Origin of the sequence: Xanthobacter nonsaccharivorans, assembly GCF_043194755.2 — a bacterium.
Lineage (GTDB): Bacteria > Pseudomonadota > Alphaproteobacteria > Rhizobiales > Xanthobacteraceae > Xanthobacter > Xanthobacter autotrophicus_G.
Map to the genome: position 1 here is coordinate 3,682,479 of NZ_CM195526.1, position 13,416 is coordinate 3,695,894.

The window sequence follows — 13,416 nt, forward strand, 5'->3', positions numbered from 1 at the left end:
ATGACTGCCATCAAGGAACTGAAGGCTGTGGCGCGCCCGCGGGCCGGCAAGGGGGCCGCCCGTGCCGAGCGCCGCGCCGGGCGCGTGCCCGCCGTGATCTACGGCGAGAAGCAGGAGCCCGTGACGATTTCCCTCGACTACATCGCCGTCAACCGGGCGATCTATGCGGGCCACTTCCTCACCACCCTGTTCGAGGTGGACGTGGACGGCACCAAGCACCGCGTGATCCCGCGCGACTACCAGCTGGACCCGGTGAAGGACTTCCCCCTGCACGTGGACTTCCTGCGCGTCTCCAAGGGCGCGACCGTGACGGTGGAAGTGCCTGTGCACTTCGTGAAGCAGGAAGCCTCCCCGGCGCTGAAGGCCGGCGGCACCCTGAACGTGGTAGCCCACACCGTCGAGCTCGACTGCCCCGCCGAGTCCATCCCGGACGCGATCGAGGTCGACCTCACCGGCGCCAACTATGGCGACACCTTCCACCTCTCCACCCAGAAGCTGCCCGAGGGCGTGACCTGGGCCGGCCACGGCGATGACACCCTCGCCACCATCGTCGCCCCGTCCGGCGGCGAAGAGGTGGTCGCCGAGGAAGAGCCGAAGGCCTGATCCTTCGGCCTTCCGGCTTTATCGCGAGAGACGTTTTCGGGCCGGAGGAAAGCCACATGTTCCTGTTCGCAGGGCTCGGCAACCCCGGCCCGAAATATGCCGGCAACCGGCACAATATCGGCTTCATGGCGCTCGACGCCATCTGCCGGCGCCACCGGCTGGGACCGCTCCGGCGCCGCTTCCAGTCCATGGCCGCGGAAGGCGAGATCGCCGGCGAGAAGGTGATCGCGCTCTTCCCCGAAACCTACATGAACGAGAGCGGGCGCGCGGTCTCGGAAGCCCAGCGCTTCTACAAGATCCCCCTCGACCACATCTTCGTCTTCCACGACGAGCTGGACCTGCCGCCCGCCAAGGTGCGCATCAAGAAGGGCGGCGGCAACGCCGGCCACAACGGCCTCAGGTCCATCACCGCCCAGTGCGGCAACGATTATTTCCGCGTGCGCCTCGGCATCGGCCATCCGGGCGACAAGGCCATGGTGATGCCCTATGTGCTCGGCGACTTCGCCAAGAGCGAAAAGGGCTGGCTCGACGCGGTGTGCGACGCCTGCGCCGATTTCGCCCCCCTGCTGGCGGAACGGCGCCCGGAGGAATTCCAGAACCGCGCCCACCTGTTCATTGAGGCACAGGGCTTTGCCGAGCCGAAGCGCGTGGGCGAGAAGAGCTGAGGCGGGGCGCGGCTCTCCGCCGGGTTGCGCAGCCCTCCCGTCAGGGGATATGCGAGGGCCGAACGGTCACACTCCTGACCCCATCCTTTCCTTCCCTCCTGCCGCCGCAACGGCCGGCGGATGAAACTCCGGGCGTTCCATGGGCTTCAAATGCGGCATCGTCGGGCTTCCCAACGTGGGCAAGTCCACCCTCTTCAACGCGCTGACCCAGACCGCGGCGGCGCAGGCGGCGAACTATCCGTTCTGCACCATCGAGCCCAACGTGGGTGACGTGGCGGTGCCCGATCCGCGCCTCGACACCCTGGCGGAGATCGCCGGCTCGGGAGCGATCATCCCCACCCGCCTCACCTTCGTGGACATCGCCGGCCTGGTGCGCGGCGCCTCCAAGGGCGAGGGCCTCGGCAACCAGTTCCTCGCCAACATCCGCGAGTGCGACGCCATCGCCCATGTGGTGCGCTGCTTCGAGGACGGCGACGTGACCCACGTGGAAGGCAAGATCGCCCCGGTCAACGACATCGAGACCATCGAGACCGAGCTGATGCTGGCCGATCTCGACAGCCTGGAGAAGCGCGTCACGGCGCTGGAGAAGAAGGCCAAGGGCGCCGACAAGGAGGCGAAGGAAACCCTCGACCTCGTGATGCGCGCCCTCGTCCTCCTGCGCGAGGGCAAGCCCGCGCGCCTCGCCGAGGTGAAGGCGGAGGAGCGCAAGCTGTTCAACCAGCTGGGCCTGCTCTCCGCCAAGCCGGTGCTCTACGTGTGCAACGTGGAGGAGGCCTCCGCCAAGGAAGGCAACTCCCTCTCCGCCGAGGTGTTCGCCCGGGCGAAGGAGGAAGGCGCCATGGCCGTCGTCGTCTCCGCCAAGATCGAGAGCGAGATCGCCGTGCTGCCGCCGGACGAGCAGAAGGAATATCTGGAGGCCATCGACCTCGACGAGCCGGGCCTCAACCGGGTGATCCGCGCCGGCTACGAGCTGCTCCAGCTCCTCACCTATTTCACCGTGGGCCCCAAGGAAGCCCGCGCCTGGACCATCACCGCCGGCACCAAGGCCCCGGCGGCGGCGGGCGTGATCCACTCGGATTTCGAGAAGGGCTTCATCCGCGCGGAGACCGTCGCCTTCGACGATTACGTGAAGTTCAAGGGCGAAGCCGGGGCCCGCGAGGGCGGGCGCTTCCGCCTGGAAGGCAAGGACTACGTGGTCGCCGACGGCGACGTGCTGCACTTCCGCTTCGCCAACTGACGGGCCGGGCCATGGCGGAAGGCGCGGGGCTGCGGGAGATCGGCCGGTTCACCTTCACGGCGGACGAGATCAAGCGCTTCGCCGGCGCCTTCGATCCCCAGCCCTTTCATATGGACGAGGCGGCCGGCGCCGCCTCCCCTTTCGGTGGGCTCGTCGCCTCCGGCTGGCACACGGCCTGCGTGTGGATGGGCCTGTTCGTGCGCGCCCACGGCGCGGCGGCGGAAGGGCTGCCGGCCAGCCATGCGGCGGTCATCGCCCCGGTGGGCGTGGGCTTCGGCATGACCGACCTGAAATGGCTCGCCCCCGTGCGGGCGGGCGACACCCTCGTGTTCTTTACCGAGGTGCTGGAGGCCCGCCCCAGCGGCAGCCGCCCCGGCTGGACCATCTACCACCGCCGCGGCAGCGCCCGGCGGGAGGATGGGACGGAGGTGCTCTCCTTCGAGCTGCGGCACCTCGCGCCGGATGGGACCGCCTGAAGCGGAGTGCGACTCGCCGAGCGCGCAACATGGAATACGGAACACGGAACATAACGGTTTCAACCACCCGCCGACCCTGGTCGTCCTGACGACGTGGTGACCAGAGTGATCGGCCGGAGAGGCTTCTCTCCCCTTCTCCGCGCGACCTGCTCATCGAGAGCGGCATGCTCAATTTCTGAAGCACCATGTTCAGCGAGCGCGCGACCATGATCATCCCGCCCGTCACCAGGACGGGGTGCTCAGCGCACCGCGAGGCCGTTGCGCCTCCCGGTTCCGCAGGACATCCGCCACGTGCCCGCGGGCAGCGACGAGAAGGCCTTCTGGCCCGCTCCCCCGCCGCGGGATGGCCCGCGCCCGCCCCCCTTATCCCCACCCCGGCTTGACGTCTGCGTCATCCTCGCCTTCCATCGCCGCTCAACGACAGGGAGGCCCGCCTTGCCCGACTTCTTCTGCGAAGATTTCATCATCGGTGAGGTGAAGACGTTCGGCTCGCACACGGTCACGGAAGAGGAAATCCTCGCCTTCGCGCGGGAGTTCGATCCCCAGCCCATGCACCTGGACGCAGCCGCCGGAAAGGCCTCGCTGCTCGGCGGCCTCGCCGCCTCCGGCTGGCATTCCTGCGCCATCATGATGCGTCTCATCTGCGATGGCTTCCTGCTGCGCTCGGCCAGCATGGGCTCGCCCGGCGTGACCGAGAACAAGTGGCTCGCCCCGGTCTTCCCCGGCGATACGCTCACCCTGCGCCGCACCGTGCTGGAAAGCCGCACCTCCAGGAGCAAGCCGGAGATGGGCCTCGTCACCTTCCGCCTGGAGCTGGTGAAGCCGGACAAGACGGTGGCACTGGAGCAGGTGGCCGTGGTCATGATCGGCCGGCGGAACCCGGGGGCGCGACTGGCATGAAATTCCTGGACGAGATCGAGGTCGGCACCCGCGTCGTGCTCGGCCACCACACCTTCACCCAGGACGAGATCATCGCCTTCGCCCGGCGGTTCGATCCCCAGCCGTTCCACGTGGATCCGGAGGCGGCGAAGCGCAGCCACTTCGGCGCGCTGGTGGCGTCCGGCTGGCACACGGCATCCCTGTGGATGAAGTGCAACGTGGACTTCCGCACCCGCGAGGCGGAGGCCCAGCGGACCAAGGGGGAACGGGCTCCCATGGTGGGGCCCTCCCCCGGCTTCTCCAACCTCAGGTGGCTCAAGCCGGTCTATGCCGGCGACACCATCACCTATGCTTCCGAGGTGCGGGAGAAAACCGCCAGCAAGTCCAAGCCCCAGTGGGGCATCCTCAAGGCCTACAACACCGGCACCAACCAGTATGGCGACCTGGTGATCGATTTCGAGACCGCGGTGCTGCTGGAGCGACGCGCCTGATGCACGCGGAAGGCCCGCACGGCATGCCGCGCGGGCCTTCCGTACCCTGTCTTCAGAGGTTCAGCATGGCCATGCCGGCCGCGTGGTAGCGCGTGCCCGCCACCGCCTCCGGCGCGAACAGGCCGTCCAGTGTCGCGATCTCCGCCGGGGCGAGGCGGAGCGCGGTGGCGGCGATGTTCTGCTCCAAATAGGCGATGCGCCGCGTGCCGGGGATGGGCACCACGTGGTCCTGCTTGTTGAGGATCCAGGCCAGCGCGACCTGTGCGCTGGTCGCCCCCTTGGCGGCGGCGAAGTCGGCCAGAGCCTCGGTGAGCTTCAGGTTCTGCTGAAGCGCCTCGCCGGTGAAGCGGGGGTTCTGGCGGCGGAAATCGTCCGGGGCGAGGCTGTCGGGGCTCTTCACCGTGCCGGTGAGGAAGGACCGGCCGAGCGGGCTGTAGGCGACGAAGGTGATGCCCAGCTCGCGGCAGGCATCGAGCATCTCCGCCTCGGGCTCGCGGCTCCAGAGCGAATATTCGATCTGCACCGCGGTGATGGGATGCACCGCATGGGCGCGCCGGAGCGTCGCCACGGAGCATTCCGACAAGCCGAGGAAGCGCACCTTGCCCGCCTCCACGAGACCCTTCATGGCACCCACCGTCTCCTCGATGGGCGTGTCGGGATCCACCCGGTGCTGGTAATAAAGGTCGATGGTGTCGATGCCGAGCCGCGCGAGGCTGGCATCGCAGGCGGAGCGCACATAGTCCGGCGTGCCGGACACGCCGAGGCGCTCGCCGTTCGGGCCGCGCACGTTGCCGAACTTGGTGGCGAGGATCACCTGATCGCGCCGGCCCTTCAGGAAGCGGCCGAGCAGGCGCTCGTTATGGCCCACGCCGTACATGTCGGCGGTGTCGAAGAAATTTATGCCGCGCTCGAGGGCGGCTGCTAGGGTGGCGAGGGACTGTTCGTCGTCGCTGGGTCCGTAGAATTCGGACATGCCCATGCAGCCGAGGCCGATGGCGGACACGGAAAGACCCGAGCGACCGAGGGGACGGTGGTCCATGGGGGACCTCATTTCGAGAGAGGGAAACCCGAAAGGGGAATGGCCGGTGGAAAGCAATCGGCCATGAATGTAAACTACACTGTACCGTTTACTTTTGTCAATGCCTCCCACCCCCATGCCTGACACCGAAATCCCCCCCAAGGGCCCCGCCGCGCCCCCGTCCGGACGCTCGCCTGCCGCCCGCCCCCGCCGCGACACGCGCGGCACGGCGGCGCGCATCCGCACGGCGGCGCGGCGGCTGTTCGTGGAAAAGGGCTACGAGGCGACCTCCATGGATGCGGTGGCGGCGGCCGCCCCGGTGTCCAAGCGCACGCTCTACCAACACTTTCCCGGCAAGGCGGAGCTGTTCGGCGCGGTGATCGACGAGGCCTGGTCCCACCTGACGCGCTCACCCCTGCTGCCGCAGGACACCAGCGGCGACCCGCGCGCCGTGCTGCGCGCCTATGTGGGCCGCCTCGCCGAGCATTGGGACCGGCCGGACGTGATCCCCCTGCTGCGCCTCGTCATCGCCGAGGCCCCGCGCTTCCCGGAGCTGTCGCAGGCCTATTTCGCTGCGGGCAAGGAACCGGCCGTGAAGGGGCTCTCCGCCTATCTCGGCGCGCTGGCCGCCGCGGGGTGGCTGAAGCCGGGGCGCGACCCGCAGCTCGCGGCGGCGCAGTTCCTCGGCGCCATCAAGGAGCCCCTGTTCTGGCCGCGCGTGCTGGGCGTGCCGGCGGCATTCGATGCGGCCGAGGCGGTGGAGCGCGCCATCGACGCCGTGCTGGGGCCGGCCTGAGAGGCCGCCCTTTTCCGTCGCGGGCCCTTCCCTTGCCCGTTCCCGCTGCGGCTGCTAAGAGCGCGCACCCGCGGGACGCCCGCGGCTTTCCATTTCCAGAACAGACAGGACGGTTCCCCATGGCGATCGAGCGCACCTTCTCGATCATCAAGCCCGACGCGACGCGTCGCAACCTGACCGGCGCCATCAATGCCGTCATCGAGACCGCGGGCCTCAAGATCGTGGCGCAGAAGCGCATCCGCATGACCAAGGAGCAGGCGGAGACCTTCTACGCCGTGCACAAGGAACGCCCCTTCTTCGGCGACCTCGTCACCTTCATGACCTCCGGTCCGGTGGTGGTGCAGGTGCTGGAAGGCGAGAACGCCGTCGCCAAGCACCGCGACGTGATGGGCGCCACCAACCCGGCCAACGCGGCCGACGGCACCATCCGCAAGCTGTTCGCCGAGTCCATCGAGGCGAACTCCGCCCACGGCTCCGACAGCGTGGAGAATGCGGCGGTGGAAATCGCGCAGTTCTTCGCCGGTAACGAGATCGTCGGCTGATCCGGTACTGATGTACAATACCGCGGCGCGTGATCGAATTTGTGCGCCGCGGTGTCCGGTTTTCCTTGAGATCGGACCTAAGGGCAGGCTAGCGTAACGTCATAATCCAAAATACGGCGCACCAGACGCCGCATACAAGAGACGACGCTAACGGCCCGGGGTGGGATCAATGTCTCTCGATTCACCAGTGCTATGGCTGGCACTGCTCCAGATCATATGGATCAACGTCCTCCTCTCGGGGGACAATGCCGTCGTCATCGCGCTGGCCTGCCGGTCCCTGCCGGAAAAGGCGCGGCGCATGGGCATCGTGCTCGGCGCGGGCGTGGCGGTGGTGCTGCGCATCCTGTTCACCGGCATCGTCGCGACGCTGCTCGCCTTGCCCTGGCTGAAGCTGGTGGGCTCCCTCGCCCTCATGTGGATCGCCGTGGACCTCGCCTCCCCCAACGAAGGCGGCGAGGAGGCGGTGGAGGCGAGCGACAACCTCTGGAAGGCGGTGGGCACGGTGGCCGTCGCCGACGTGGTCATGAGCCTCGACAATGTGGTGGCGGTGGCCGCCATCGCCGACGGCAACTGGTGGCTGCTCGCTTTCGGCCTCGCCATCTCCATTCCGCTCATCGTCGCCGGCTCGTCGCTGGTGATGGCGCTGATCGACCGCTTCCCCTTGCTGGTGTGGGCGGGCGCGGCGCTGCTCGGCTGGGTGGCCGGCGAAATGCTGCTGGGAGACACGGCGGTGGTCGAGCACCTCGGCGCCGAGACGACGGAGCATCTGCACCGCATCGTCGCCGCCGCCGGCGCGGTGCTCGTGGTCGGCGTGGCGCTGCTGATGCGGCGTCTCAAGGCCTCCCGCGCGGAGCATGACGCCGCCGCATGATCCCGGCCCCTGCCGGGGACCTCAAAAAGGGGCTCGATGGGCCCCTTTTTCGGGTCCTCAAGTTGACGTAAGGTAAATGTTACGTTGCGTCACAATAATATGTAAGGTGTCCTGTCTTTCCGGTGCCGCCACGGGTGGCGCGGCGCAGCATGGAGCTTTCGATGGATTTCACGACCCCTGCCTTCTGGGTCTCGCTCCTGCAGATCATCTGGATCGACCTGCTCCTGTCCGGCGACAATGCGGTGGTGATCGCGCTCGCCTGCCGCTCGCTGCCGAAGGCCCAGCGCAAGTGGGGCATCCTGCTCGGCGCCGGCGCGGCGGTGAGCCTGCGCATCCTGTTCGCCCTCGCGGTGTCCTATCTTCTGGGCGTGCCCTTCCTGAAGGTGGTGGGCGGCCTGCTGCTGCTGTGGATCGCCATCAAGCTGGTCACCGACAACGGCGGCGACGCCCATGAGGTGGCGGCTTCCGACAGCCTGTGGAAGGCGGTGCGCACCATCGCCATCGCCGACGCGGTCATGAGCCTCGACAACGTGGTGGCCATCGCCGCCGCCGCGCGCGGGCACTGGGAGCTGTTCGTCTTCGGCCTGCTGCTCACCATCCCGCTCATCATCTTCGGCTCGCAGCTGCTGCTGACCCTGCTCACGCGCTTCCCCATCCTCATCTGGGCCGGCGCGGCGCTGCTGGGCTGGATCGCCGGCGAGATGCTGGTGGGCGACGTGATGGCCCTGTCCTGGCTCCAGCACCTCAACCCGGGCCTGGTGAAGATGGACGACCACGGCCTGCACCCCGCCGCCTTGCCCCATTATGCGGCGAGCATCGCCGGAGCCCTGTTCGTGGTGACGACGGGCTACCTGCTGCGCGGCCGGACCCGCCCGGCGGAGGCCGGGCACGGCGCCTGAGGGATCGGGCGGGAGCAGGCTCCCGCCCGGAGCCGCTCTCCGCGGGCCCTGGCAAGGCGATCCCGTCCGCACGAAAGGGGGCGACGGCCGCCGCTGCCGCCTCTATCTTGCCCGGCATGAACGTGCATGCCCCGAACACGTCCGCGAACGTCGTCCGCCCCATCGCCACCCGCGGCTCCACCTGCCCGCACGACTGTCCGTCCACCTGCGCGCTGCAGGTGGACATCATGCCGGACGGCCGCATCGGCCGGGTGCATGGCGCGAAGGACCAGACCTACACGGCCGGCGTCATCTGCGCGAAGGTCGCCCGCTATGCCGAGCGCGCCAACCATCCGGAGCGCCTGCTTCACCCGCTGCTGCGCACCGGGCCCAAGGGCTCCGGCCGGTTCACCCGCATCTCCTGGGACGAGGCGCTGGACCGGGTGGCCGAGGGGCTCCTGACGGCGGAGCGGGAGCATGGCGCCCAGTCGGTCTGGCCGTATTTCTACGCCGGCACCATGGGCCTGGTGATGCGCGACGGCATCAACCGGCTGACCCATGCCAAGGGCTATTCCCGCTTTTTCTCCACCATCTGCGTGAACCCCGCCTGGAGCGGCTACATGGCCGGGAACGGGCGCATCTCCGGCGCCGACCCGCGGGAGATGGCGGAATCGGACCTCATCACCCTGTGGGCCACCAATGCGGTGTCCACCCAGGTGAACGTGATGACCCAGGTGGCCCACGCCCGGAAGCGGCGTGGGGCGAAGCTGGCGGTGGTGGACGTCTATCGCACCCCCACCATGGAGCATGCGGACATCCCCCTGCTCATCCGCCCCGGCACGGATGCGGCTCTGGCCTGCGCGGTCATGCACGTGCTGTTCCGCGACGGCCTCGCCGACCGGGCCTATCTGGAGCGCTACGGGCGGGACGTGGAGGCGCTGGAAGCCCATCTGAAGCCGCGCTCCCCCGCCTGGGCCGCCGCCATCTGCGGCCTTTCGGCGGAGGACATCGAGGCCTATGCCCGGCTCGTCGGCACCACGCCGCGGGCGTTCTTCCGCCTCGGCTACGGCATGTCGCGCACCCGCAACGGGGCGGTGAACATGCATGCGGTGTGCTCCATCCCCGTGGTGGCGGGCAGCTGGCAGCACCGGGGCGGCGGGGCGCTCCATTCCCTCTCCGGCACCTATCGCTGGCGCAAGACCATGATCGAGGGGCTCGACAAGCTCGATCCCCGCGTCCGCGCCCTCGACCAGTCCCGCATCGGCCCCATCCTCGTGGGCGACGAGGAGGCGCTGGCCGGCGGGCCGAAGGTGGCGGCGATGCTGATCCAGAACACCAATCCGCTCGCCGTCGCGCCGGACCAGGAGAAGGTGAAGCGGGGCTTTGCCCGCGACGACCTGTTCGTGGCGGTGCACGAGCAGTTCATGACCGACACGGCGAAGATGGCGGACATCGTGCTGCCCGCCACCATGTTCACCGAGCATGACGACCTCTACCAGTCGGGCGGGCACCCCCACATCCAGCTCGGCCCGAAGCTGGTGGAGCCGCCGGGCGAGTGCCGCTCCAACCACGACGTCATCTGCGCGCTGGCGCGGCGCGTGGGCGCCGAGCATCCCGGCTTCGGGATGACGCCCCGCGCACTCATCGACTGGACGTTGCGCGAGACCGGCCGGGCACCGCTGGACGAACTGGAGGAGGCGCGCTTCCTCGACGTCTCGCAGAGCTTCGAGGACGCCCATTTCCTCACCGGCTTCGGCCACAAGGACAAGCGCTTCCACTTCGCGGTGGACTGGGCCAACCTCGCCTTCCCCGCCCCCGGCAAGTTCGGCCCGGTGGCCGAGATGCCGGCCCTGCCCGACCACTGGGCGGTGATCGAGGCGGCGACCGCCGAACACCCCTTCCGCCTCGTGACCGCGCCGGCGCGCAACTTCCTCAACTCCTCCTTCACCGAGACACCCACCTCCATCGCGCGGGAGGGAGAGCCCTCCCTCCTCATCCATCCGGAGGACGCGGCGGGCCTCGGCATCGCCGAAGGCGACCGGGTGGCGGTGGAGAACCTGCGCGGACGGGTGGTGCTGAAAGCCCGCCTGTTCGACGGCGTGCTCCGCGGCGTGGTGGTGTCGGAGCAGATCCAGCCGGCCCGCGCACACGAGGGCGGGCGCGGCATCAACACGCTGACGGGAGCAGACCCGGTGGCGCCGGTGGGCGGCGCGGCGTTCCACGACAACAGGGTGCGGGTGGAGAAAATAGGCATCTAGGGAAGCGGGAAAGGGCCGGCGGATAACTGGAGCTATTCCGCTGGCAGCTTGATCAGGTCACGGGCAACGTCGCACCTTTTCAAGTTTGGCGCGGGCGTGAATGCCTGCCCCTCCGGGCCGCTGAGGGTGAACCAGCGGTCCCTTAGAGCCGGCACGGCATGACCGTCCTGATCCACTTCGGTGAGCGGAGAATTGTAAACGTATGCCGCACCCGAAAATCCGTAATGATATAGGGCTCCGGTGAGAATACATTTCGCCCGAGCCGCCAGGCTGGCATTCGACATGATCCGAACGAATGTCGCGGCGATCGCGGTGGACTTACGATATCTTGCCAATCGACATCCATCGGAGGGCGTTTCCACATTTACCCTGTAATCATCTTCTGGCAAGAAAGACTTTGCGGCATTTTTCAATTCGTCATCAGACGAAGATACAAAGAATGCCATCTTCCTCATGCTTGGCGTCGTCGCGACCAGAGTGCCTGGATCGGCAATGTATTGAATTGAACGTCCGGGGAGATAGCTAACCTGAATTTTTTGATCGAGATATTGGAGTACGATCAACGGAGGCCTGCTCCCGTTGGCTTCCCCCTTCACCGAGCCATCAACATTGAGCGCCCGGTTGAACGTTAGAATGTCGCTCAGGCTCGCCACGTCTGCGATGACATTACGCGATAGCGGAGTTGCAGACGCGTCGCGGTAGACACCGCCATATTTGAGTCGCCCGATTTGGCGGTTGTCCGAGTTGTCGAGATTTGGCGAGGTGCAGTCCGCAAACCGGGCTTGAAGGTAGGTCTTCCTCCAGCCGGATAGTGCGCCCTCGCCCTCGCAAACGCAGGAGGAAACGGCCTCGCTGCGCCCGGCAGTGGAAGCGAGGAGCGCCAGCACAATGGTCGCGCAGGTCCTCCACGCCATGGCCGCCTCACACCACCGGCAGCACCAGCGGCTTGAGCCCGCCCCGCACGCCTTCGATCAGCACCCGCTCCTCGGCCACCGTGAGGCGGCCGGAGGCGAGAAGCTCCAGGCCCTTGGGATAGATGATGTGCTCCTGCTCCAGCACCCGGTCGGCCAGCACGTCCGGCGTGTCGTCGGCCTCGATGGGCACCACGGCCTGGAGGATGATCGGCCCCTCGTCCATCTCGGCACGCACGAAATGCACCGTGCAGCCGTGCACGCGCACCCCGGCCTCCAGGGCCCGCTCATGGGTGTGCAGGCCCTTGAAGCTCGGCAGGAGGGAGGGATGCACGTTGATCATGCGGTTGCGCCAGCGCTCCACCAGCCAGGGGGTGAGCAGGCGCATGAAGCCGGCGAGGCAGACGATCTCGATGCCCTCCGCCTTCAGGTGCGCATCCAGCGCGGCGTCGAAGGCGAGCCGGTCGGCATAATGCTTGTGGTTCAGCACCAGCGTGGGGATGCGGTGCTCTTTGGCGAACTCGAGCCCCGCCGCATCCGCCCGATTGGAGAGGACGAGGGCGATCTCCGCCGGGAAGTCCTCCCGCTCCGCGGCCTTCACCAGCGCCGCCATGTTGGAGCCGCGGCCGGAGATGAGGACGGCGGTGCGCTTCGGCGCGTCGCCCGACGCGGACCCGGACAGTCCGCTCATGGCACGAACCGGAAGTCGGTGGCGCCCTCGTAGGCCACGTGGGCGGCGTCCTGGGCGGAGCCGTCGGACGGCTCGATCACGCCGAGGCGCACCACGCTCTCGCCGGCATCGGCGAAGGCGTCGGCCACCCGCTCCTCCTGATCCACCGGCACCACCACGGCCATGCCGATGCCGCAGTTGAAGGCGCGCAGCATCTCTTCCGGGGCGACGCCGCCCACGGTGGAGAGCCAGCGGAACACCGGCGGCACCATGAGGTTGGAAAGGTCGATGCGGGCCAGCGTGCCCTTGGGCAGCACGCGCGGCAGGTTCTCGGTGATGCCGCCGCCGGTGATGTGGGCGAGCGCCTTCACCGCGCCGGTGGCGCGGATGACGGAGAGCACGCTCTTCACATAGAGCCTGGTGGGGGTGAGCAGCGCCTGCCCGAGGCTCTGGCCCTTGTGGAAGGGCGCCTCCTCGGTCCAGGCGAGGCCGGAGCGCTCCACCACGCGGCGCACCAGCGAATAGCCGTTGGAATGCACGCCGGCGGAGGCGAGGCCGAGGATGACGTCGCCGGCGCCGATGTCCTTCTTCGGCAGCAGGTCGCCGCGCTCCACCGCGCCGAGGGAGAAGCCGGCGAGGTCGTAGTCGCCGTCCTTGTACATGCCCGGCATCTCGGCGGTCTCGCCGCCGATCAGGGCGCAGCCGGCGTCCTTGCAGGCCCGGGCGATGCCGGCCACGATGTGGGCGCCCACCTCCGGCGCGAGGCGGCCGGTGGCGAAATAGTCGAGGAACAGCAGCGGCTCCGCGCCCTGCACCACCAGGTCGTTCACGCACATGGCCACGAGGTCGATGCCGATGGTGTCGTGCACGCCGGTGTCGATGGCGATCTTGAGCTTGGTGCCCACGCCGTCCGTGGTGGCGATGAGCAGCGGGTCGGAAAAGCCGGCGGCCTTCAGGTCGAACACCCCGCCGAAGCCGCCGATGTCGGCATCCGCGCCCGGGCGCGCCGTGGCCTTCACCAGAGGCTTGATGAGATCCACGAGGCGGTTGCCCGCGTCGATGTCCACGCCCGCGTCGCGGTAGGAAAGTCCGTCCTGAGCCATTCGGTCCTCGTCTTTGCG

Annotated in this window: 15 protein-coding genes; 11 read left to right on the forward strand and 4 right to left on the reverse strand. The window is 68.3% G+C overall.

Going from position 1 to position 13,416, the window contains the following annotated elements; translation table 11 throughout:
* The 6 genes from V5F59_RS16905 to V5F59_RS16930 all read left to right on the forward strand — a co-directional run bounded on the left by V5F59_RS16905 (position 1) and on the right by V5F59_RS16930 (position 4,351).
* A complete protein-coding gene (locus tag V5F59_RS16905; protein WP_393976370.1) occupies positions 1-603 on the forward strand; it encodes a 50S ribosomal protein L25/general stress protein Ctc in 603 nt (200 codons plus the stop codon).
* Between the two features lie 56 nt (positions 604-659).
* Entirely contained in the window at positions 660-1,268 is a 609-nt protein-coding gene (pth, locus tag V5F59_RS16910; RefSeq protein WP_393976371.1) for an aminoacyl-tRNA hydrolase, read from the forward strand.
* 139 nt (positions 1,269-1,407) lie between these two features.
* A complete protein-coding gene (gene ychF, locus V5F59_RS16915) occupies positions 1,408-2,505 on the forward strand; it encodes a redox-regulated ATPase YchF (RefSeq protein WP_393976372.1) in 1,098 nt (365 codons plus the stop codon).
* Between the two features lie 11 nt (positions 2,506-2,516).
* Entirely contained in the window at positions 2,517-2,981 is a 465-nt protein-coding gene (locus V5F59_RS16920) for a MaoC/PaaZ C-terminal domain-containing protein (protein WP_393976373.1), read from the forward strand.
* Between the two features lie 435 nt (positions 2,982-3,416).
* A complete protein-coding gene (locus V5F59_RS16925; RefSeq protein ID WP_393976374.1) occupies positions 3,417-3,881 on the forward strand; it encodes a MaoC family dehydratase in 465 nt (154 codons plus the stop codon).
* On the forward strand, positions 3,878-4,351 hold the full coding sequence (locus V5F59_RS16930) for a MaoC family dehydratase (RefSeq protein ID WP_393976375.1): 474 nt from the start codon (positions 3,878-3,880) through the stop codon (positions 4,349-4,351). Before V5F59_RS16925 ends, V5F59_RS16930 begins: the two co-directional genes overlap by 4 nt.
* Positions 4,352-4,403: 52 nt before the next feature.
* On the opposite strand, the gene V5F59_RS16935 is transcribed toward V5F59_RS16930, so the two are convergent.
* A complete protein-coding gene (locus V5F59_RS16935; protein ID WP_393976376.1) occupies positions 4,404-5,390 on the reverse strand; it encodes an aldo/keto reductase in 987 nt (328 codons plus the stop codon).
* 115 nt (positions 5,391-5,505) lie between these two features.
* Between V5F59_RS16935 and V5F59_RS16940 the strand changes: the two genes are divergently transcribed.
* The 5 genes from V5F59_RS16940 to V5F59_RS16960 all read left to right on the forward strand — a co-directional run bounded on the left by V5F59_RS16940 (position 5,506) and on the right by V5F59_RS16960 (position 10,714).
* Positions 5,506-6,165: a TetR/AcrR family transcriptional regulator gene (locus V5F59_RS16940; RefSeq protein ID WP_393976377.1), complete on the forward strand. Its 660-nt coding sequence runs from the start codon at positions 5,506-5,508 to the stop codon at positions 6,163-6,165.
* A gap of 119 nt (positions 6,166-6,284) precedes the next feature.
* Positions 6,285-6,707, forward strand: a complete 423-nt coding sequence (gene ndk, locus V5F59_RS16945) for a nucleoside-diphosphate kinase (RefSeq protein ID WP_393976378.1) — start codon at positions 6,285-6,287, stop codon at positions 6,705-6,707.
* Positions 6,708-6,876: 169 nt separating this feature from the next.
* Complete coding sequence (locus V5F59_RS16950; RefSeq protein ID WP_393976379.1) at positions 6,877-7,578, forward strand: TerC family protein; 702 nt, start codon at positions 6,877-6,879, stop codon at positions 7,576-7,578.
* A gap of 161 nt (positions 7,579-7,739) precedes the next feature.
* Positions 7,740-8,477 (forward strand): TerC family protein, encoded by a 738-nt coding sequence (locus V5F59_RS16955; RefSeq protein WP_393976380.1) that lies wholly within the window; start codon positions 7,740-7,742, stop codon positions 8,475-8,477.
* 116 nt (positions 8,478-8,593) lie between these two features.
* Positions 8,594-10,714, forward strand: coding sequence for a molybdopterin-containing oxidoreductase family protein (locus V5F59_RS16960; RefSeq protein ID WP_393976381.1), 2,121 nt, complete (start codon positions 8,594-8,596; stop codon positions 10,712-10,714).
* Between the two features lie 32 nt (positions 10,715-10,746).
* Here V5F59_RS16960 and V5F59_RS16965 read toward each other — a convergent pair whose 3' ends face one another.
* From V5F59_RS16965 to purM, 3 genes are read right to left on the reverse strand one after another with little or no spacing between them, the layout of a single operon-like run.
* Entirely contained in the window at positions 10,747-11,628 is an 882-nt protein-coding gene (locus tag V5F59_RS16965; RefSeq protein ID WP_393976382.1) for a hypothetical protein, read from the reverse strand.
* A gap of 7 nt (positions 11,629-11,635) precedes the next feature.
* Positions 11,636-12,316 (reverse strand): phosphoribosylglycinamide formyltransferase, encoded by a 681-nt coding sequence (gene purN / locus V5F59_RS16970; RefSeq protein ID WP_393976383.1) that lies wholly within the window; start codon positions 12,314-12,316, stop codon positions 11,636-11,638.
* Positions 12,313-13,398: a phosphoribosylformylglycinamidine cyclo-ligase gene (gene purM, locus V5F59_RS16975; protein WP_393976384.1), complete on the reverse strand. Its 1,086-nt coding sequence runs from the start codon at positions 13,396-13,398 to the stop codon at positions 12,313-12,315. Before purM ends, purN begins: the two co-directional genes overlap by 4 nt.
* Between the last annotated feature and the right edge of the window lie 18 nt (positions 13,399-13,416).